Annotated in this window: 18 protein-coding genes and 1 pseudogene; 8 read left to right on the top strand and 11 right to left on the bottom strand. The window is 65.6% G+C overall.

Annotation, left to right across the window (positions count from 1 at the left end):
• Positions 1-93 precede the first annotated feature (93 nt).
• Entirely contained in the window at positions 94-1,782 is a 1,689-nt protein-coding gene (locus tag E3O18_RS06845; protein ID WP_134394538.1) for a long-chain-fatty-acid--CoA ligase, read from the bottom strand.
• A 55-nt stretch (positions 1,783-1,837) separates the two neighbouring features.
• Between E3O18_RS06845 and E3O18_RS06840 the strand changes: the two genes are divergently transcribed.
• Positions 1,838-3,649: a DEAD/DEAH box helicase gene (locus E3O18_RS06840; protein WP_134394539.1), complete on the top strand. Its 1,812-nt coding sequence runs from the start codon at positions 1,838-1,840 to the stop codon at positions 3,647-3,649.
• Positions 3,650-3,757: 108 nt separating this feature from the next.
• On the opposite strand, the gene E3O18_RS06835 is transcribed toward E3O18_RS06840, so the two are convergent.
• Positions 3,758-4,258: a hypothetical protein gene (locus E3O18_RS06835; RefSeq protein WP_134417775.1), complete on the bottom strand. Its 501-nt coding sequence runs from the start codon at positions 4,256-4,258 to the stop codon at positions 3,758-3,760.
• 60 nt (positions 4,259-4,318) lie between these two features.
• Here E3O18_RS06835 and E3O18_RS06830 point away from each other — a divergent pair, with 60 nt between their 5' ends.
• Positions 4,319-4,600 carry a metal-sensitive transcriptional regulator gene (locus E3O18_RS06830; RefSeq protein ID WP_134394541.1) on the top strand — a complete coding sequence of 94 codons (282 nt, stop codon included), beginning with the start codon at positions 4,319-4,321 and terminating at the stop codon, positions 4,598-4,600.
• Here the strand turns inward: E3O18_RS06830 and E3O18_RS06825 are convergent.
• Genes E3O18_RS06825 through E3O18_RS06810 form a run of 4 tightly spaced genes read right to left on the bottom strand, consistent with a single transcriptional unit; the run spans position 4,597 to position 8,105 of the window.
• Positions 4,597-5,370, bottom strand: a complete 774-nt coding sequence (locus E3O18_RS06825) for a sulfite exporter TauE/SafE family protein (RefSeq protein ID WP_134394542.1) — start codon at positions 5,368-5,370, stop codon at positions 4,597-4,599. The genes E3O18_RS06830 and E3O18_RS06825 overlap by 4 nt on opposite strands.
• Positions 5,367-5,678, bottom strand: a complete 312-nt coding sequence (locus E3O18_RS06820; RefSeq protein WP_347232336.1) for a rhodanese-like domain-containing protein — start codon at positions 5,676-5,678, stop codon at positions 5,367-5,369. Before E3O18_RS06820 ends, E3O18_RS06825 begins: the two co-directional genes overlap by 4 nt.
• Positions 5,675-6,739, bottom strand: coding sequence for a HoxN/HupN/NixA family nickel/cobalt transporter (locus E3O18_RS06815; RefSeq protein ID WP_198410898.1), 1,065 nt, complete (start codon positions 6,737-6,739; stop codon positions 5,675-5,677). Before E3O18_RS06815 ends, E3O18_RS06820 begins: the two co-directional genes overlap by 4 nt.
• Before the next feature lie 4 nt (positions 6,740-6,743).
• Positions 6,744-8,105: an MBL fold metallo-hydrolase gene (locus E3O18_RS06810; RefSeq protein WP_134417774.1), complete on the bottom strand. Its 1,362-nt coding sequence runs from the start codon at positions 8,103-8,105 to the stop codon at positions 6,744-6,746.
• A 179-nt stretch (positions 8,106-8,284) separates the two neighbouring features.
• Here E3O18_RS06810 and trxA point away from each other — a divergent pair, with 179 nt between their 5' ends.
• Positions 8,285-8,665, top strand: a complete 381-nt coding sequence (gene trxA / locus E3O18_RS06805) for a thioredoxin (protein ID WP_134394544.1) — start codon at positions 8,285-8,287, stop codon at positions 8,663-8,665.
• A gap of 93 nt (positions 8,666-8,758) precedes the next feature.
• Here the strand turns inward: trxA and E3O18_RS06800 are convergent, their stop codons facing one another.
• Together E3O18_RS06800 and E3O18_RS06795 are read right to left on the bottom strand one after the other, a co-directional pair.
• The gene (locus E3O18_RS06800; RefSeq protein ID WP_134417773.1) at positions 8,759-9,136 is read right to left on the bottom strand and encodes a rhodanese-like domain-containing protein; all 378 of its coding nucleotides are present in this window, start codon (positions 9,134-9,136) and stop codon (positions 8,759-8,761) included.
• A 313-nt stretch (positions 9,137-9,449) separates the two neighbouring features.
• The gene (locus E3O18_RS06795) at positions 9,450-10,148 is read right to left on the bottom strand and encodes a haloacid dehalogenase type II (RefSeq protein WP_134417772.1); all 699 of its coding nucleotides are present in this window, start codon (positions 10,146-10,148) and stop codon (positions 9,450-9,452) included.
• A gap of 367 nt (positions 10,149-10,515) precedes the next feature.
• Between E3O18_RS06795 and E3O18_RS06790 the strand changes: the two genes are divergently transcribed.
• A complete protein-coding gene (locus tag E3O18_RS06790; protein ID WP_134398201.1) occupies positions 10,516-12,129 on the top strand; it encodes an isocitrate lyase in 1,614 nt (537 codons plus the stop codon).
• 343 nt (positions 12,130-12,472) lie between these two features.
• Entirely contained in the window at positions 12,473-12,979 is a 507-nt protein-coding gene (locus E3O18_RS06785) for a hypothetical protein (RefSeq protein ID WP_134394548.1), read from the top strand.
• A gap of 32 nt (positions 12,980-13,011) precedes the next feature.
• Here the strand turns inward: E3O18_RS06785 and E3O18_RS06780 are convergent, their stop codons facing one another.
• Positions 13,012-13,509 (bottom strand): SRPBCC domain-containing protein, encoded by a 498-nt coding sequence (locus E3O18_RS06780; RefSeq protein WP_134417771.1) that lies wholly within the window; start codon positions 13,507-13,509, stop codon positions 13,012-13,014.
• Positions 13,510-13,618: 109 nt separating this feature from the next.
• Positions 13,619-14,644, bottom strand: coding sequence for an aldo/keto reductase (locus tag E3O18_RS06775; RefSeq protein ID WP_134394550.1), 1,026 nt, complete (start codon positions 14,642-14,644; stop codon positions 13,619-13,621).
• 300 nt (positions 14,645-14,944) lie between these two features.
• Between E3O18_RS06775 and E3O18_RS16495 the strand changes: the two are divergent.
• From E3O18_RS16495 to E3O18_RS06765, 3 genes and pseudogenes are all read left to right on the top strand, one after another.
• A pseudogene (locus E3O18_RS16495) lies at positions 14,945-15,178 on the top strand (IS1380 family transposase); the annotation flags it as partial.
• Between the two features lie 131 nt (positions 15,179-15,309).
• The gene (locus E3O18_RS06770) at positions 15,310-16,188 is read left to right on the top strand and encodes an IS982 family transposase (RefSeq protein ID WP_241978140.1); all 879 of its coding nucleotides are present in this window, start codon (positions 15,310-15,312) and stop codon (positions 16,186-16,188) included.
• Positions 16,189-16,510: 322 nt separating this feature from the next.
• A complete protein-coding gene (locus E3O18_RS06765; RefSeq protein WP_198410901.1) occupies positions 16,511-17,050 on the top strand; it encodes a carbohydrate ABC transporter permease in 540 nt (179 codons plus the stop codon).
• A gap of 665 nt (positions 17,051-17,715) precedes the next feature.
• Here the strand turns inward: E3O18_RS06765 and E3O18_RS06760 are convergent.
• Positions 17,716-19,083 (bottom strand): NAD-dependent succinate-semialdehyde dehydrogenase, encoded by a 1,368-nt coding sequence (locus tag E3O18_RS06760; protein ID WP_134417769.1) that lies wholly within the window; start codon positions 19,081-19,083, stop codon positions 17,716-17,718.
• Positions 19,084-19,126: the final 43 nt, after the last annotated feature.

The raw sequence follows: 19,126 nt of genomic DNA, 5'->3' as shown, positions 1-19,126 counted from the left end.
AGGGACACTGCCCGCAGCGACAGCATCCCCAGTGCTAGTGCCCCCTGAAAAAACGGCCCGAACGCTCGGGGCTTCCCTCGAACGGGCCCAGCCTCAGAGCCCCGGCAGAACCTGCTCGCGCACCTGCTTGCGCAGGATCTTGCCGAGCATGGAGCGGGGCATGTCCTCGATCGAAACGATCCGGCGCGGGATCTTGTAGGCGGCGAGGTGCTCGCGGCAGTGCTCCCGCAATGAATCCTCATCGAGCGGCACTCCGGGCTTCAGCTCGACTGCCGCGACGACCATTTCCCCGCCGCGTTCGAGAGCCTTGCCGACGACGGCGGCGTCGACGACATCCGTGTGCAGTCGCAGCACCGCCTCGACCTCCGAGGGCGAGACGTTGAAGCCACCGGTGATGACGAGTTCCTTGGCGCGGTCCACGATCGTGGTGAAGCCGTCTGCGTCGACGGTCACGATGTCCCCCGTGCGCAGCCAGCCGCCGGGGAGGAGGGCCTTTGCGGTCTCCTCGGGGTTGTTCCAGTAGCCCTGGAAAACCTGGGGGCCCTTCAGCAGCAGCTCTCCGGGCCGGCCCTGAACCACCTCCACGGCGGGGTCGTCCAGGTCGACCACCTTCATCAGCGTGGAGGGAAAGGGCACGCCGACCGTGCCGGGCCGGCGGGTGGGGTGGAACGGGTTGCCGAGGGCCACCGGCGACGTCTCCGTCATGCCATAGCCCTCCACCAGCAGCCCGCCCGACACCGACTCCCACAGTTCCACGACATGGTCGGGCAGGTTCATCGCACCCGAGATGCAGTACTTGCAGGACCGCAGCGAGATTCCGCGCTCCTTCGCCACCACGGCCGTGCGCTCGTAGATCGGCGGCACCGCGCAATACACCGTGGCGGGAGACTTCTTCATGGCGTCGAGGATCAAGTTGGGGTCGAACTTGGGGAACAAGACGAGCAGACCCTGCTTACGGATGCCGTAGGTCAGGTACAGGGTCATGCCGAACGCGTGGAACATCGGCAGGATCGCGTAGAAGACCTCCTTGCGGTACTCGGCCCCGTGCATCCATGCCTCGCCCTGCAGGGCGTTGGAGTACAGGTTGAAGTGGGTGAGCATGGCGCCCTTGGGCTGGCCCGTGGTGCCCGAGGTGTACTGGAGGGCCGCGAGGTCGTCGACCGAGGGGCGCGGATGCCCGGGATCGATCGGGTCATGGCTGAGCAGTTCCTTCCACGAGATCGTGCCCGGCGCGGCAATCGTGAGGGCCTCGCGGGATTCGCGCAGTTTCTTCACCGGCAGGTGCAGGGCGAGGCGCTTGAGGGTCGGGAACGCCAGGAGCAGGTTCACGGACACGATGTGGTCGATCTCGATGTCGCGCGGGAAGGCGCGAACGGAGGCGACGGACTTGTCCCAGGCGATCACGATGCGCGCCTGGTGGTCCTCGAACTGGTGGCGGAGTTCCCGCGAGGTGTACAGCGGGTTGTGCTCGACCACCACGGCGCCCAGGCGCAGCACCGCGTAGAAGGCGACGACGTGCTGAGGGCAGTTCGGCAGGATCAGGGCCACCCGGTCTCCCGCTCGCACCCCAAGGTGCCGCAGACCCTCCGCAACCCGGTCGACCTGGTCGCCGAGCTCGGTGTACGTCGTGCGGCGCCCGAAGAACTCGAGTGCGGGGTGGTCACCGGCCTCGATCACGGACCGCTCGAGCATCGCGACGAGCGACTCCGTGGGGAGCTCGATCTCGGCCGGGACGCCCGGCTGATAGTTCTTCACCCAGGGTTGCTGCTGCGTTGTCGACATGGTCTCATCCTCCCGCACGAACGGGGCGCACTCTCCGATGGATTACCGTTGTAGTATGCACACCCCTGACACGACCCCCACGCAGAGCGAGGCAGATACTGCCCGCGACACGAAAACCTTCGCCGACCTCGGGCTCAATGATGCGATGCTCAAGGCGCTCAAGGACGTCGGGTACGAAACTCCCTCCGCCATCCAGGCCGCCACCATCCCCCCGCTTCTCGCCGGGCGCGACGTCGTCGGCCTCGCCCAGACCGGAACCGGCAAGACTGCCGCGTTCGCGCTGCCGATTCTTTCGCGCCTCGACATGGCGCAGAAGACCCCGCAGGCACTCGTGCTCTCCCCGACCCGTGAGCTTGCCTTACAGGTCTGTGAGGCATTCGAGAAGTACGCCGGTCACATGCGCGGCGTGCACGTGCTCCCCGTCTACGGCGGCCAGGGCTATGGCGTGCAGCTCTCCGCGCTGCGCCGTGGGGTGCACATCGTCGTCGGTACGCCCGGCCGCATCATGGACCACCTCGAAAAGGGCACGCTCGACCTGTCGCAGCTGAAGTACCTGGTGCTCGACGAGGCCGATGAGATGCTCAAGATGGGCTTCGCCGAGGACGTCGAGACGATCCTCGCCGACACCCCGAACGACAAGCAGGTCGCCCTGTTCTCGGCGACCATGCCGCCGCAGATCAGGCGGATTTCGAAGAAGTACCTGAACGACCCCGAAGAGATCACGATCAAGAACAAGACCACGACCTCCGCGAACACGACCCAGCGCTACCTGATGGTGTCGTACCCGCAGAAGGTCGACGCGCTCACCCGCATCCTCGAAGTGGAGAACTTCGAGGGCATGATCGTCTTCACCCGCACCAAGAACGAGACCGAATTGCTCGCCGAGAAGCTGCGCGCACGCGGCTACTCCGCCGCTGCCATCAACGGCGATGTGGCCCAAGTGCAGCGCGAGCGCACCGTCAACCAGCTCAAGTCCGGCAAGCTGGACATCCTGGTCGCAACGGATGTCGCCGCGCGCGGCCTCGACGTCGACCGCATCAGCCACGTCGTCAACTACGACATCCCGATCGACACCGAGTCGTACGTACACCGCATCGGCCGCACCGGCCGCGCCGGCCGCAGCGGCGCAGCGATCAGCTTCGTCACGCCGCGCGAGCGACACCTGCTCAACGCCATCGAGCGGGCGACCCGCCAGCCGCTGACGCAGATGCAGCTGCCCAGCTTCGAAGACGTCAATGTCACCCGTCTGGCACGCTTCGACGACGCCATCACCGAGGCCCTCGGCCAGTCCGAACGGATCGGCGCCTTCCGCGACATCATCGGTCACTACGTCGCCCATCACGACGTGCCCGAAGCGGATGTCGCGGCGGCCCTGGCGGTCGTCGCCCAGGGGGAGACTCCCCTGTTGCTCACCCAGGCGGATGCCCGCGCGCAGCGGCCCGAGCGTGCCGACCGCGGCGACCGGGCAGAGCGCGCCCGCGCCGACGCCGGTCGCGGCGACCGCCGTGACGAACGCGCAGAGCGAGGCGAACGGGTGGAACGGGTGGAACGCCGCCCCCGCGACAACAACCGCGCGATGGCCTCGTACCGCATCGAGGTCGGCAAGCGCCACAAGGTGGAACCGCGCCAGATCGTCGGCGCTCTCGCCAACGAGGGTGGCCTGAGCCGCGAAGACTTCGGTCACATCCAGATCAACCCGGAATACTCGCTCGTCGAGCTGCCGGCCGACATGCCGGGCGACGTGCTCGGCCGACTGGAGAACACCCGCATCAGCGGCAAGCTCATCGAAATCCGTGCCGACGGCGGCGGACCGGTCCGTCGCGAGGGTCGCACCGAGCGCCCGCCGCGCCAGCCGCGCAGCTACTAGGCACCTGCCTCGGCAGGGCACGGGGTATCCGCGCCCCGCTGCCCTGCCGAGGGCTATCCGGTTCCCGTGGGTTGCCGGTTGGGTGGACGCTCAGGTGCCCGGACGGCGTCAGCGGCTCCGCGTCGCCGGGAACAGCGGCCTGCAGGTCGTGCAGACCTCGCCGTCCTCGTCGTTTTCACTCCGGTCGTTGACGGCACGGTGCTCACTGCCCAGGCGTTCGAGCAGCGCCCACACCAGTAGCGCGATCGCGGCGACGGCGACGACCGGGCGAACCGCGCCGGCGATAAGCGGCACGGCCTCCCACAGATCGGTGGTGAGGTAGACCGCGATCAGGCCGAGCACGGGCCAGCGCACGTCACACCGGGTGGCTTCCCCGCCGATCGGGGCGTCGAAGTAGCTGGCGACGACCAGGCCGATCAGCCCGGCCCCGACGACCGTGACCGCATAGGCCCAGACGGCACCGGGGAACATCAGTGATCCGCCGGCCACGGCAACGGAGCCCGAGGCGAGGGTCAGCGCGGTGAACGCCGCCGCGCCGATGCCGGCTGCGACCATCCGTCTTCGACGAGGCCAAGTGCGGAGTTCGGTGAACGCTGCCGAAATTCTCATGGTGTGGCTGATTCCTCGATTGTCATTGAGAGTTGATACCCCATGGGGTATTTTATACACATGAAGTCAGACCCGACAAAGCCAGATGATCTGCGCAAGACCATGAACCGGCTCAAGCGAGCCCAGGGGCAACTCGCCGCGGTGATCGCCGCCGTCGAATCAGGCGCCGACTGCCGGGCGGTCGTCACCCAGCTGGCCGCCGTCTCCAGCGCCATCGACCGCGCCGGCTTCACGGTCATCAGCTCCGCGATGAAGGAGTGTCTCACCGACCAGGGCGACACCGGTGACAAGAAGCCCCTCCGCGTGGAGGAACTCGAGAAACTGTTCCTGGCCCTGTCCTAGTCGACCAGCACGATCACGGCCTGCACGGCCACGTAGACCGCGACGATCAGGACGAGAACGGCGAATCCGCGTTTCAGCACCGTGTCGGACAGTCCGCGGGCGAGCCGGCCGGCGATCAGTGACGCCGCCATGGCCGTCACGGCGAACGCGCCGGTCACGGCCCAGTCGATCTGCACGTCACCCAGGTGCGCGGTGAACCCGGCCATCGAGTTGATGACGATGATGACCAGCGAGGTTCCCACGGTCACGCTCATGGGCAGGCCGAGAATGAGGGTGAGCGCGGGCACGATGAGGAAGCCTCCGCCGACGCCGAGCAGCCCGGTCAGAAAACCGACCACCGCACCGGTGGCGAGCGCGCGGGGCAGGCAGCTGCGCCACCTGATTCCCCCGCCCGGGAGCGCACAGGGGCCGCCGCCACCCCGGATCGGCATGAGCATGCGGATGCCGGCGATCACCATGATCACGGCGAAGGCCAGGAGCAGACTCCCCGGGTCGAGCAGCCGGTTGACCATGGTGCCGAGGTAGGCAGTCGCCACCCCGGCGGAGCCGACGATCAAGGCCAGCCGCCAGTTGACGCCGCGACGGAGCCGCGGGAGAACGGCGACGGCGGAGGCCGCTCCGACCACGATCAGGGAGGTGGGGATCGCCTCCTCCAACGGCAGGCCGACCCCGTAGACGAGGGCCGGCACGGCGATGATTGCCCCGCCGCCGCCGACCAGGCCCAGCAGGGACCCGACGATGAGCCCCAGGACGAGTGCGGCAATGATCACGGTTGCTGAGGCAGAACAGTCGGCAGCCGCTCAGCGGTCCACTCGAGCATCCCGCCCGTCATATTGATCGTGTCGAACCCGGCGGCAGCGAGGTAGTCGGCGGCGCTGGCGCTGCGACTCCCGCTGCGACAGACCAGGATTACGGGTCGCTGCGGGTCCAGAGCGGCGGTGTTCTCCGTGATCGTGCTGAGCGGAATGTGCCGGGCTCCGGCGATCATGCCGTCGAGAAGCTCGGGGGTTTCCCGAACATCGACTATCTGCACCGCGGCCAGGCGGCTGAAGACCTGCTGCGGGGTGAGTTCCATCATGAGTGCCTTTCCAGGGACAGACTAGGGCGGAATCGAGCCCACAGAACCAGGAGGAGTCCGGTCAGCGCGAAAACGCCGAACAGGACCGGTCCCCGGAAGGTGAGGTCGACGGCCGTGAGCATTTGGAGGGTTCCGCCGCCGATGCCGAGGTCGGTGAGCATGGCCATCAGGCCCATCCCGCCGACGAAGAAGGCGACGAAGACGGATACGCCGGTGACGATCAGATTGTAATGGACCTTCCGCAGCGGGTCGGCGGAGGCCCACTGGTAGACGTGGTTCATCAGGATTCCATCCGCGCTGTCGAAGAGGGTCATGCCGGCCGTGAAGACGACGGGGAGCACCAGGGCCGCGTACCAGGGCAGGCCCGGCGTGAGCACCCCGGCGAAGACGAAGAGGCTGATCGAGGCGGCGGTGTCAAGGCCGAGGCCGAAGAGCAGGCCGATCGGCAGCATCTTCCAGGGCCGGTCCACGAGCCGGGACATCGGCCGGAGCAGCCGGTTGATCACGCCGCGATTGTCGAGGTGCCCATCGAGCTCGCTCTGCACGAAGCTCCCGGTCCGCACGTCGCGCAGCACCTGGCGCAGCCCTTTCAGGGAGGACAGGTTGAGCGCGCCCATCAGGATCAGGAAGACGCCGGAGACGGCGGCACCCCACACGCCGGTGACCTGCCGGAGAGCGGAAGTGTCGTCCGCGAGGCCTCCGGCGAAGGCGTTGACGCCGAGCACCAGCAGGACCACGGAGACCACGACGACGGAGGAATGCCCCAGGGCGAACCAGAACCCGACCGACACCGATCGGCGGCCGGCGCCGACCAGGCGACGGGTGGTGTTGTCGATCGCGACGATGTGGTCGGCGTCGACGGCGTGCCGCACCCCCAACAGGTAGGCGCTGACCGCCAGTCCGAGCATCACCGCGGTGTCGCCGCCCGTGCGCGACAGCTGCGGCAACACCAGCAGGAACAGGGTTCCCCAGCCGCCCAGGTGGAGGGCCACCACGGCGGCGCCCATGCCGAGCAGACTGCGCTTCTCGGCCGGGTGGATCGCCGTTCGCTTCCCCGTCATGGGGTTAGACGGTCAGCTCGGCCAGGGTGAGTCCGGCAGCCGCGGCCTCGTCGAAGTTCCCGTCGACGTGCACGACCTCACGGCCGGCGCGCTGCAGAAGGCTGGCGGCGACCCCGGCACGGTAGCCGGAACCGCAGTGCACCCAGATTGTGCCGGCCGGGACCTCGTCCATCCGGGAGAGCAACTCGTGCAGCGGAACATTCACCGCACCGAGTAGGTGGGAACCGGCGAACTCGTCGGCGCGACGGGTGTCCAGGAGGACATCCTGTTCGGCGCGGCCCTGCAGCAGACCGACCCAGCCCACACGCGGGTAGGAGGCGACCGGGGCATCCGGGGCCAGGGCGTGCGGCTCGGTGCCGATGGCGGCATCCGGCGAGTCGATGCCGATGCGCGACAGGTCACGGATGGCGTCCTCGACGTCTGCGCGGTCGCCGACCAGGGTGAGCTGCTCGTTCCAGGGCAGAACCCAGCCCAGGTAGGTCGTGAAGTTCGAGCCGTTGCCGTATTCGAAGCTCACGGCACCTTGCAGGTGGTTGCTCGAGAACGCGACCCGGTTGCGCAGGTCGACGACCCACTCCCCCTCGGCCAGGCGCCGGGTGAGCTCGGCGGCGTCGAGGGACTCGGGCACCTGCAGGTTCGCGGGGCCGGGACCCTGCGTGTTCGCGGGGGCCATGTGCGCGTAGTAGGAGGGGTAGGCGGTGAGGTTGGCGATCAGGTCGCGCACGAAGTGCTCCTCATCGGAGTCGGTCAGGGAGTGGTTCGCCGTGAGCTGTTCGCCGATGGTGGATGCGCCGGCGCCGGTGGCGGGTCCGCTGGAGCAGAAGGAGCCGAACCCGTGGGTCGGGAAGAGCGCGGCGTCGTGCTCGGCCTTGTGCACGAGCCGGCGTACCGAGGCGTACTGGTCGTGGGTGAGCCCGACCGTGTCGGTCGTGGCTACCAGGTCGGTGCGTCCGACCGAGCCGAACAGCAGGCTGCCGCCGGAGAAGACCGCCTCTTCGCTGCCGTCGCTGACGATGTAGGACACGTGCGTGTGGGTGTGCCCCGGCGTGGCCACCACGGTGACGGTCAGGCCGCCGATAGGGATGACCTGGCCGTCGGTGACCGGCTCCCGCTCGAAAGTGACGGTGTCGGCGGCGTTGACCAGGTACTTCGCGCCGTGCACCCGGGCGAGCTCTAAGCCGCCGGTCACGTAGTCGTTGTGCAGGTGGGTCTCGGCGACGTGGGTGATGGTGACCCCGGCCTCGCGTGCCGCGCCCTCCACCCGGTCGGTGTCGCGCTGCGGGTCGATGACCAGCGCGACCGCGCCGTCGTGCACCAGGTAGCTGCGGTCTCCCAGCTGCGGGGTTTCGATAACGATAACGTCCATGGTTCGAAGTCCTCCAAGTCGTGCGTGCGTCGTGCTGACGTTTTGCCTGCGTCGTGCGTGCGATCGGATCGCACGTTGAACACGATACCCCCAGGGGTATCCGAAAAGCAACCTGGCGCTCCGCCCCGGGCGTCGTCCGCCGCTTGACCAGAATACCCCATGGGGTATATTCTGGAGTCATGGCAACCATTGACACCACCGAGAAAACCTTCGACCAGACCATCACCGACAACTCCATCGTGCTGGTGGACTTCTGGGCGGCCTGGTGCGGCCCGTGCCGCATGTTCGCGCCCACCTTCACCGCCGCGTCCGAGAAGCACCCCGACATCGTGTTCGCCAAGGTCGACACCGAGGCCGAGCAGAGCCTGGCCGCGGCCGCAGGCATCCGTTCGATCCCGACGCTGATGGCCTTCCGCGACAAGGTGCTGGTGTTCTCCCAGCCCGGCGCCCTGAACGCCGCCTCCCTGGAAGAGGTCATCACCGCCGTGCGGAGCCTCGACATGGACGAGGTGCACGCCAGCATCGCCGCCCGCCAGGCCGCCGACCGGGCGTCTGCCTGACCGGCCCCTCCGCCCTACCGATGACACAACGAAGGGCACCCACGCTCGTGGGTGCCCTTCGCGGTGTTGTGAGTGCTGCCGGTGGTGCGGGTACTACGGGGTCGTGACGATCGGGAGACCGGTGGAGACGGTGGCGGCAGACATGGCGCCGGCATCCGTCACCGAGGTGAACCCGAGATCGGCCAAACGGGCCGCCGCGGCGGCCGAGCGGCTGCCCGAGCGGCAGTACACGATGTAGTCTTCGTCGGTCGGCAACGCCGAGGCCTGGCTGTCGAAGTCGGATGACTGCACATCGATGTTCAGCGCGCCTTCGAGGTGACCGGCGGCGTACTCCCCGGGGGTGCGCACGTCGATCACGACGGTGTCGGCCGCCATGGCGGACTCAGCCGCCGGGGCGGCCGGAGCGGAGCACGCGGTGAGGCCGAACAGGGCCGCACCGGCCAGGACGAGTGCTGCGACGAGGTTCTTCATGCCTCGTTGCAGGCGCAGCGCTGAGCGGGCGGGATGTCGGCCATGACGCTGTCGACGTGCTCGCCGCAGCCGGTCCAGGTTATCTTGCCGCAACGGTTACAACGAATGGGGCTGCACATAGGTAACTCCTTCTCGATTCAATGAAAGTATCAATATACCCCCTAGGGTATCATGAGCGCCACCATCGGCCTCGGTATCCTTCCCGGCAGCCCGTGCCCCCAGACCACGGCCCGGCCCAACGAATTCGACGGAGATTTTCCGATTGTGGGCCGGTGTTGGCCTGGGCTCCAGAGCCAAAATCTCCGTGAATTCGCTAGGGGCGATGGGTGGGGTGCGAGTCGTGGGCGAGCTGGGTGGCCAGTTCGCCGAGGGCGGTGATGGTGTGGTCGGGTGCCGCGAAGAAGCTGGGGTAGGTCTCATCGGCGCGGTTCAGCCACGCGGTGCGGAGGCCTGCCTGCGCGGCCCCGTGGATGTCCCAGGGGTGCACGGCCACCAGGAGAAGGTCGCCCGGCTTCACTCCGCAGACATCCGCGGCGTAGTCGTAGGCGGCCCGAACCGGCTTCCAGGCCGGGGCGTCTTCCACCGTGAGCAGAGCCTCGAACTCGCCTCGGAGACCCGCCCGGGTCAGGAGGGACTCGGCCACCTGCGCGGATCCGTTGGAGAAGGTCACCAGGCGCAACCCCGCAGTTTTCAGATCACGGATGCCGTCGGCAATGTCCGGATGCAGGCTCAACGTCTCGAAGCCGGCCATCACGTGGTGCACCGAGTCGTCGAGGCTACGGGTCAGGTCGACGTTGCGGAGGACCCCGCGCAGGATCTCGGATCCGATCGTGGAGAATTGTGCGGTTCCGCCCGCGGCGGCGAGGGCGAAGCCGTCCCGCAGCAGCGAGGCGAACCAGACCCGGGCCAGGTAGGCCGGGGCTCCGATCTCCACGAACCGGGCGCTCAGCGGGGACATATCGGAGAGGGTTTCGTTGACGTCGAAAACGATCACTGAGGGTGTGCTGTTCATAGCGATTTCCTTTGCTTGGTGCGGTTCTGCCGCCGTGCCTTTCCCGCGAGGAATATTCCAGCCACGGTCAGGGCTCGGCTGGTCCTCCTGTCAAAGTTTTCTTCCGCGCAATACCCTAGTCGCGCGGGGAGGGATCCACCGGGGTGGCCTTCCCGCCGATCCCACCTGGGTCGTCGATTTCGGCATATTCCCGGACCCGGACCGGCTCACTCCGGGATTTCTTCTCAAACGCAGAAGAACCACAAAAGTTCTGCTGGGGATCGTGAAGAAGACCGCTTGTTATTGCAGCAGTCTTCAAGTAGCAGCCGATAACGGGCCGCCGGAAGCCGTCCAACGCTCTGCACAATTCAACGTCGAAGGAATGCACATGACCATCTATCAAGACGACACCCAGGCTGTCGAAGCTCTCAAGAACGCGGCCGGAAGCAGCTGGGACGCGATCAACCCTGAGTCGGTCGCCCGCATGCGTGCACAGAACCGTTTCAAGACCGGCCTCGAAATCGCCCAGTACACCGCCGACATCATGCGCAAGGACATGGCGGAGTACGACGCTGACTCCTCCGTCTACACACAGTCCCTGGGAGTCTGGCACGGCTTCATCGGCCAGCAGAAGATGATTTCGATCAAGAAGCACCTGAAGACCACGAATAAGCGCTACCTGTACCTGTCCGGCTGGATGGTCGCTGCTCTGCGAAGCGACTTCGGCCCGCTGCCCGACCAGTCCATGCACGAGAAGACAGCCGTTCCCGCGCTGGTCGAGGAGCTCTACACCTTCCTCCGCCAGGCCGACGCCCGCGAGCTGGATCTGCTTTTCACCGCCCTGGACGGGGCCCGTACCGCCGGCAACGACGCCAGGGCCGCGGACATCCAGGAACAGATCGACAACTACGAGACCCACGTCGTGCCGATCATCGCGGACATCGACGCCGGTTTCGGTAACCCCGAGGCGACGTACCTTCTGGCCAAGAAGATGATCGAGGCAGGCGCCTGCGCCATCCAGATCGAGAATCAGGTCTCGGACGAGAAGCAGTGCGGCCACCAGGACGGCAAGGTCACCGTTCCCCACGAGGACTTCATCGCGAAGATCAACGCCGTGCGGTACGCGTTCCTCGAGCTCGGCATCGACAACGGCATCATCGTCTCGCGTACCGACTCGCTCGGTGCCGGCCTGACGCAGAAGCTCGCCGTGACCTACCAGCCCGGGGACCTCGGCGACCAGTACAATTCCTTCCTCGACGTCGACGAGATCACCGAGGCCGAGTTGGGTAACGGGGATGTCGTCATCAAGCGCGACGGCAAGCTGCTGCGCCCCAAGCGCCTGGCCAGCAACCTATTCCAGTTTCGTCAGGGAACCGGTGAAGCCCGCTGCGTGCTCGACAGCATCACCTCGCTGCAGAACGGCGCGGACCTGCTTTGGATTGAGACGGAGAAGCCGCACGTCGCCCAGATCGCCGGGATGATGAACGAGGTGCGCAAGGTCATCCCGAACGCCAAGTTGGTCTACAACAACAGCCCGTCGTTCAACTGGACGCTCAACTTCCGTCAGCAGGCGTACGACAACCTGCTCGCCGAGGGCAAGGACGTGTCGGCCTACGACCGCGCGAAGCTGATGAGCGTCGCCTACGACGAGACCGAGCTCGCTCAGATCGCCGACGAGAGCATCCGCACCTTCCAGCGCGACGGCTCGGCCGAGGCCGGCATCTTCCATCACCTCATCACTTTGCCGACCTACCACACGGCCGCGCTGTCCACCGATGACCTGGCCAAGGGCTACTTCGCCGACCAGGGCATGCTCGCCTACGTCAAGGGTGTGCAGCGTCGCGAGATCCGTGAGGGGATCGCCACGGTCAAGCACCAGAACATGTCCGGCTCCGACATCGGTGACAACCACAAGGAGTACTTCGCCGGCGAGGCCGCGCTGAAGGCCGGCGGCACCAACAACACGATGAACCAGTTCGAGGAACCGGCACTGAGCCACTAGTCCGAGTTCTGCAGAAGTCGTAATGAAGAAGCCCCAGTCGCAGGACTGGGGCTTCTTCGCTGACCCTCCACCGTGGCCGTCGGGCCGACGTTGTGCCTATCCTTGCCCGCAATGGCTTCCACCTGGTAGTCGCCCGCTCGAGCCTGGCCGACCGCCTGCCGATGCCGATTGAGCAGCGGTCACCGGTGCCCCGTTCTTCGCCGCGTCGCGTCCGAATCCCGTCAGCATGTCCGCGTGCGCGGCGCCCGGCGCGGCGTGGTTGCTGATGCAGGGTCATCCGCAGCTCGCCCGACTATGCTGACCGCGGCGGCAGCGCGTTGCCAATGCGGAAATGGCGGTGGCGATGAAGCCTTCGGGGTTCGACCTGGATGCCCGGTTGCGGCGCTACCCGTGGGTGTCGCGGGCCATGAACGCGGAGGCCGTCTACGGCACTGTGCTGACCGCGGGTCTCATTTCCGCGTTCTCCCTGTACAACCCCGGCCTGCCGGCCCTCATCGCCCGTACCGTGGGAACCGTCCTGGTGTTCTGGGGCGCGCATGTGTACGCCGAGGTCGTCGGCAATCGGGACATGAGCTGGCGGGAGGCGATCCGTGAGGCGCTACAACGCTCAGCCGGGCTGTTATGGGCGCTCATCGTTCCGGTAGCCTGCCTGATCGTCGCGGCACTCCTCGGGTGGTCGATGGATGCGGCCGTAGACCTCTCACTGTGGGCTGCTGTGGTCACCCTCGCGGTGCTGGGTTGGTGGGCTGCCCGGCAACGGCAGGCCGGTTCACGCGCGAAGCTCGCCACCGCGGCGGGAACAGCGGGTATGGGCTTGGCACTGATCGCACTCAAGGCGCTGGTGCACTGAGCGAGGCGCGACCGCCGGCGACGGTGCTCCGGTCAGGCGCTGCCGTCTTCGGCGAGAAGCCTGTCGATCTGCCCCAGGGCCTGGCGCATACCCTCCTCCATACCCATCTCGGAAACCTGTTGCATTTGCTCGAGGCTCGCAAACGTCGACACCGTGGTCATGCGGGTACGATCGTCTGCCTCCTCCAGAGTCACCACGGCCCGCACCGAGCCCATCTCGAGAATCGGGTCACCGTTCTCGTCGGCGAAGCCGTCCTCGAATTCCAACCGGCGCGGCGGCTGGATCAGCGTGGTCACCCACCAGCCGGGCCCCTTCTCGCCGTCCGGGCCGGTCATGTAGTAGTTCGACCGGCCGCCGGGCACGAAGTCGTGCCGCTCGAAGGTGGCCGGCCAGGTCGGCGGGCCCCACCAGCGCTCGAGCTGACGCGGGTCCTCCCAGAGCTGCCACACCCGCTCCGGGCTCGCGTCGAAATCGGCCACGAAGGTGAGGGTCAGCGCCTCGGTGTCGGTGTTCGAACTGATGACGGTCATGATGTCTCCTTCGGGGTTTTCGCTTCCTGGTCTCAGAACAGGATGTCGCTTATGGCTTCCGTGGTGAATACCCCGTGGGTATGAAAATAGCCCGGCTCGAGCACCGGGCCTAGAAGCCGACCACCCGCAAGCGCTGCGCGACCGCCGCCTCACCGTAGGGATAGTCGGAAACGACCGGTGAACTGAGTGCGCCTAACAGTTCCAGGTGCTTTGGGCTCAGTTGCACGTCGGCCGCGGACAGGTTTTCCGCCAGCTGCTTCACGCTCCGCGCCCCGAGGATGACCGAGGTCACCGCCGGTTGCACCTCAAGCCAGGCGAGGGACACCTGCGCGCTCGTGGCACCGATCTCGGCTGCAACCTCAGCGACGGCGTCAATGATGCGCCAGGTGCGTTCCTGCTTGTTGCGCGGACCCCAGGCTTCCATTCCGCGCGCGGGATCCTCGCCGAGGCGCGTGGCTCCGGTGGGGTGCGTGTCGCGCCGGTACTTACCCGACAACCAGCCTCCGCCGAGGGGCGACCAGGGCAGAAGCCCCAGGCCCGCGTCGAGCGCAGCCGGCACAATCTCCGATTCGATTTCGCGCACAAGGAGGCTGTACTGCGGCTGCAGGGTGACCGGCGGCGTGAAACCGAGCGCTCGCGCCACGTACACGGCCTTCGTCAGCTGCCAACCCAGAAAGTTGGAGAAGCCGTAGTAGCCGATTTTCCCGCTCCGGATGGCGTCGTCGAGAAAGCGCAGGGTCTCCTCCAGCGGCGTCAACGCGTCCCAGGCGTGCAGTTGATACAGGTCGACGTGATCCGTGCCCAGCCGGCGTAGCGAATCGTCGAGTGCCCGGTTCAGATGCCGGCGGCTGGTTCCCCGATCGTTGGGTCCGGTGCCCATCGGAAACCGGCCCTTGGTCGCGAGAACGATCTGCTCACGCTCGGTCGGGTGCGATGCAAGCCAGCACCCGATCATTTCCTCCGAGACCCCGGCGCTGTAGACATCCGCGGTGTCGACGAAGTTGCCGCCTGCCTCTACATATGTGTCCAGGAGTGTGTGTGCCATCTCCTGATCGGCCTCCGCGCCGAAAGTCATGGTGCCGAGGGCGTAGGTCGAAACGACCGCGCCGCTGTTGCCGAGTGTGCGATATTCCATGTGCGATTCCTGTTCTTATTCGAGGCGGGGTGCCCGAGACCCTGCCATCAGTCTCACACGCTCGACTACGTCGAGACCGCCCGTCCGTTGACCTGAGGGCCACCCCGGGCACCCCTGTTCGACACCTGCCCTGAGCCTGAATCCACCAATCGACCTGAGGTTTTGACGGCGCATTAAACCAAGACTGCCCATCTGATCAAGCAATATTGGACTCGTCTGAAGTTCAAATTTACCAAACAGATGAGCATCTTGTAGAAGCAAGCTGCCCGCACCAACCGCGCCGTTTCTGCATCGTTCACCGAGGTTCCGTTCACCCCGTTTACGTCCCGCAAGAAGGCCGAGCAGAACACCGTGCGCCTGGTCGTGTGACGGATCCCGGAACTGAACAAGAAAAACTTCGGCCAACCGACCCTGTTCGACACCCATCGATTCCATGCCTACTTCACCACCAGCACCGTCGACACCGTCGACACCGTCGCCGCCGACACAACCCACCGCGCTCACGCCGCGATAGCGCTCGTGAATGCCGGCCTACATGCGTGAGTCCTAATCTTTTGGCTTGGATGGCGCCCGGTTAGTTGGACCTGATTTGCCCCGCGTGGACGCTGTTAATCGAAGGCGGAAGGTGTTAAACCCTGTTTGTCTAGACAGATCTAAACACCCTCCTGACCACACTGTACGTCCATCTAGACGACCGGATCATCCCCGCGCTGGGGTTCTCCAGACACGGCCGGCCCGGGCGCCCACCGGCCCTGACCCATATTGAGCTGCTCTGCCTTATCGTCGCCCAACACTTGCTCGGCATCGCCTCGGACCGAAAATGGATCCGCTACGCGAACACGCATCTGAAGAGCATATTCCCGCGATTGCCCCAACAATCCGGGTGGGGCAAACGCGTCTGCCAAGCCACCGGGCTCCTCTCCGCAGTGATCACCGAACTGGCCCGGGATACCCCGTCCTGGGGCGAGATCACGCGGCTAATCGACTCCACCCCGGTGCCCTGCGGCAAGTCCCGAGAGAGCGTGAACTGCTCCGACCTCGCCGGACACGTCGGCTACGGATACTGCGCTTCCCACTCCCGCTACTTCTGGGGATTCCGCCTCTATCTGATCTGCACCCGCGACGGAATGCCCGTCGTCTGGGGCCTGGCCAACCCCAAAATCGGCGAACGCGAAGCTGCCCAAGCCATGCTCCGCCACGACCGACACCTGATCCAGCAGGGCCAAGTCATCGTCGGAGACAAAGGGTTCGCCGGCCGCGAGTTCGAAGGGTTCATCACCGACGAACTCGGCGCACACCTGATCCGACCCGGCCGCAAGGACGAGAAGAAACGCTTCGGGAAACTCGGCGGAATCCGCCAGTGGGTCGAGGAGGTCTTCGACACCCTCAAAGGCCAACTCACCCTCGAAGACCACGGCGGACGCACCATCCCGGGCCTTTACTCCCGCGTCGCCGGCCGACTACTCGCCCTCGCAGCCGGAATCTGGCACAACTGGCTCCTCGGAACCCCCAACAAACGATCCCTCATCGCCTACGACCATTAGGACTCACTCATCTAGAGCACCGCCTTGGGCGCCGCGGTCACGCAGAGGCTCGCGACGGGGGCTCGTAGCCCGCATCGTTGCGGCGATCCTCTTCAGCTTCGTTGTGCTGTTCCCGCTGTACTGGATGCTTGTAGTCGCGTTCTCGTCGCGGTCCGAGCTGCTGGGTCGCACACTGCGTGTCTGGCCGCGTACCCTTACGATCGGAAACTTTGAGCGCGTCCTCGCAGGATTCCCGATTGCCACATGGTTTAGCAATTCCTTGGCGATCTCGATCACGGTGGCAGTTCTCACGATGCTCGTCAACCTGTGAGGCGGGTATGCCCTGGCGCATCTCAAGTTTCGCGGTTCGTACCTCGCTTTTCTTATCGCCCTGACAACGTTGATGATCCCCGTGCAGGTGATTATGGTGCCGCTGTTTCGGCTCGTGACGAACCACGGGTTTTACGGCAGCTACTGGGCGGTCATCCTGCCCACGGCCGCGAGTGCTTGCGGGTTTTTCTTTGCCCGCCAATACATTCTCGCCATCCCGCGCGACCTGATCGAGGCGGCGCGCATCGAGGGGGCTAGTCACTTTAGAGTGCTCGCGACTATAGTTTTGCTGCTCTTAAAGCCGCTGATCGCTGTGCTGTTCTTCATGACACTGCTGCAGTCCTGGAATGATTTCGCCTGGCCACTTATCGCCCTCAAGCAGAACGAACTCTTCACCCTGCCGATCGGCCTGCTCTACTTGCAGGGCAAATTCGGGTCAGATTTCGGTGCATCAATGGCGTTCGCCCTTATCAACGTGGTGCCCATGGTGGTGCTGTCTCTGGTGTTCCAGCGCTTCTTCGTGCAGGGATTCGCGCGCAGCGGCATCAAATAGGTGTGGCTTGTGAATTTCTCGAGTCTCCGATCCGATGTGGCCGGGCTGGGACGAAGTCGAGGCGGCGATCCGCCCGACGTTGCGCGAATCTATGAATGCTGTTCGAGGCTAACCACGGTGACGTCAGCGCTTCGGGTCCGGCTGCGGCACCCGCACGTGTCGAGCCGGCCATTGTTTGAGGCGATCACGCCGGGTAAGCAAGTGTGGCCGCGGCGTCCGCGGGCCAGCACCGACCTGGCTGATCACCGTTCCGCGTCAGAGGTGGTGGGCGCTGGTCTGCGCAACCCGGAGAACCGGTGGCAGAACGCGTGTGAGTCGGCATCCCTGGCGGAGGCACCCTCGGCCAAGGGTGGCTTGAGAACTCGTCGAATATCCGACGACTTTTACCCGGCACCCCGGCTAGGGCACCTGGAACAACTACCCGCCCGGGCGCAGACTGTGAAGATCCACACCAAGGCGACGGAGGTGGACGCATAATCGCGGTACTCTCGCTGTTGGTGAGCGATGGTCAAGCGAAAGTCGAACTCGCGGTTGCCCACGGAAAACGCGGGTACGGGAGTCGCTAGGCGCTGCGTGAACGCCAGGACGACCACGAGGCGGCACGAGCAGGTCTCGCGCACCGCAGACTCGGCGACTGAACGGCGTTCGCCGAGTCTGCGGCGGGTCTAGCCGATACGGATGAGTTTCTTGTTCACGAACTCGCTGGCACCGTATCGTCCGAGTTCGCGCCCCATGCCGCTTCTTTTCACCCCGCCGAACGGCAGCTCTGCGCTGCCGGCGTCGACGAGGTTGACATAAACCATGCCAGCCTCGATACGGTCGGCGACCCGCAGTGCCTGTTCGGGATCGGTCGTGAACAGGTAGGAGCCGAGCCCGAACGGAGTGTCGTTCGCGAGGGCGATGGCTTCATCTTCTGAGCCTGCCCGGTAGACGGATGCTACGGGGCCGAAAAACTCCTCATGGTACGTGTCGTTGTCCTTCGTGACACCGGTGAGCACGGCAGGCGGGTAGAAGGCACCCGAGCGTTTGCCAGTGGCCGCCAGGGTCGCTCCCTGCGCGACCGCGCGCTCGACCTGCTCCTCGAGATGCTCGGCCGCGCCGAGGGACGAGAGGGGTCCGAAGACGGCACCGTGAACGGTCGGGTCTCCGGGTGAGTTCGCAAGGATGGCGGCGGTGAACTTCTCCGTGAACTCATCGTAAAGTTCATCAATCACGATAAATCGCTTAGCTGCGTCGCAGGCCTGCCCGCTATTGCGGAGGCGACCGGCGACGGCGGCAGCCACTGTCGCGGCCATGTCGTCGGTGCTCAGCAGGATGAACGGGTCTGACCCACCCAGTTCCAGCACGACCTTCTTGAGGTGGCGACCGGCCACCTCGGCGACGGCAGCGCCGGCGCCCTCCGAACCGGTGAGAGAGACGCCCTGTACCCGCGGGTCGGCGATGATCGTGGCGACCTGCTCGCTGTCCGCATACACATTTGTGTAAGCGCCAGCCGGGAAGCCTGCATCATGGAAGATTTGCTCAATCGCTGCGGCCGACTCCGGGCATTGGGCGGCATTCTTGAGGATGATCGTGTTGCCGATCATGAGGTTAGGTCCAGCGAAGCGCGCAACCTGGTAGTAGGGGAAATTCCATGGCATGACGCCAATCAGCACGCCAAGAGAGTTGGAGCGCATGAACGCGGAACCCTTGCCGCTGAGAAGGGTGATCGGTTCGTCCCTCAGAAATTCCTGCGCATTGTCGGCGTAGTAACGGTAGATGTCGGCGGAGTAATCGATCTCGCCGAGCGCTTGGTCGATGGGTTTTCCCATCTCGCGCACGATGGTGGCCGCCAGCTTGTCGCGGCGCTCCTCATGCAGATCACCAACCCTGCGCAGGAGTGTGGCCCGCTCGTTGGTTGAAGAGCTGCGTGACCAGCCGTGGTGGGCCTCATCCGCCGATGCGATAACCTGCTCGATTTCATCAGCAGAAAGCTGGGGGTAAGTTCTGATGGTTTCGCCTGTGGCGGGGTTGACAACGGCATGGTGGCTCATGAGCCACCTCCTTTCACGGTTGGACTACTGTTCCGGAAATTGG

The organism is Cryobacterium sp. TMT2-42-4 (genome assembly GCF_004402645.1).
GTDB classification, from domain to species: domain Bacteria; phylum Actinomycetota; class Actinomycetes; order Actinomycetales; family Microbacteriaceae; genus Cryobacterium; species Cryobacterium sandaracinum.
This window is presented reverse-complemented; position numbering and strand designations above follow the sequence as displayed.

Excerpts from the sequence above, each read along its gene's own strand:
- E3O18_RS06830 (WP_134394541.1), top strand. The coding sequence starts at position 4,319 with ATGAAGTCAGACCCGACAAAGCCAGATGATCTGCGCAAGACCATGAAC.
- E3O18_RS06780 (WP_134417771.1), bottom strand. The coding sequence starts at position 13,509 with ATGACCGTCATCAGTTCGAACACCGACACCGAGGCGCTGACCCTCACC.
- E3O18_RS06845 (WP_134394538.1), bottom strand. The coding sequence starts at position 1,782 with ATGTCGACAACGCAGCAGCAACCCTGGGTGAAGAACTATCAGCCGGGC.
- E3O18_RS06820 (WP_347232336.1), bottom strand. The coding sequence starts at position 5,678 with ATGATGGAACTCACCCCGCAGCAGGTCTTCAGCCGCCTGGCCGCGGTG.
- E3O18_RS06785 (WP_134394548.1), top strand. The coding sequence starts at position 12,473 with ATGAAGCCTTCGGGGTTCGACCTGGATGCCCGGTTGCGGCGCTACCCG.
- E3O18_RS06835 (WP_134417775.1), bottom strand. The coding sequence starts at position 4,258 with ATGAGAATTTCGGCAGCGTTCACCGAACTCCGCACTTGGCCTCGTCGA.
- trxA (WP_134394544.1), top strand. The coding sequence starts at position 8,285 with ATGGCAACCATTGACACCACCGAGAAAACCTTCGACCAGACCATCACC.
- E3O18_RS06810 (WP_134417774.1), bottom strand. The coding sequence starts at position 8,105 with ATGGACGTTATCGTTATCGAAACCCCGCAGCTGGGAGACCGCAGCTAC.
- E3O18_RS06795 (WP_134417772.1), bottom strand. The coding sequence starts at position 10,148 with ATGAACAGCACACCCTCAGTGATCGTTTTCGACGTCAACGAAACCCTC.
- E3O18_RS06790 (WP_134398201.1), top strand. The coding sequence starts at position 10,516 with ATGACCATCTATCAAGACGACACCCAGGCTGTCGAAGCTCTCAAGAAC.
- E3O18_RS06815 (WP_198410898.1), bottom strand. The coding sequence starts at position 6,739 with ATGACGGGGAAGCGAACGGCGATCCACCCGGCCGAGAAGCGCAGTCTG.
- E3O18_RS06840 (WP_134394539.1), top strand. The coding sequence starts at position 1,838 with ATGCACACCCCTGACACGACCCCCACGCAGAGCGAGGCAGATACTGCC.
- E3O18_RS06760 (WP_134417769.1), bottom strand. The coding sequence starts at position 19,083 with ATGAGCCACCATGCCGTTGTCAACCCCGCCACAGGCGAAACCATCAGA.
- E3O18_RS06800 (WP_134417773.1), bottom strand. The coding sequence starts at position 9,136 with ATGAAGAACCTCGTCGCAGCACTCGTCCTGGCCGGTGCGGCCCTGTTC.
- E3O18_RS06775 (WP_134394550.1), bottom strand. The coding sequence starts at position 14,644 with ATGGAATATCGCACACTCGGCAACAGCGGCGCGGTCGTTTCGACCTAC.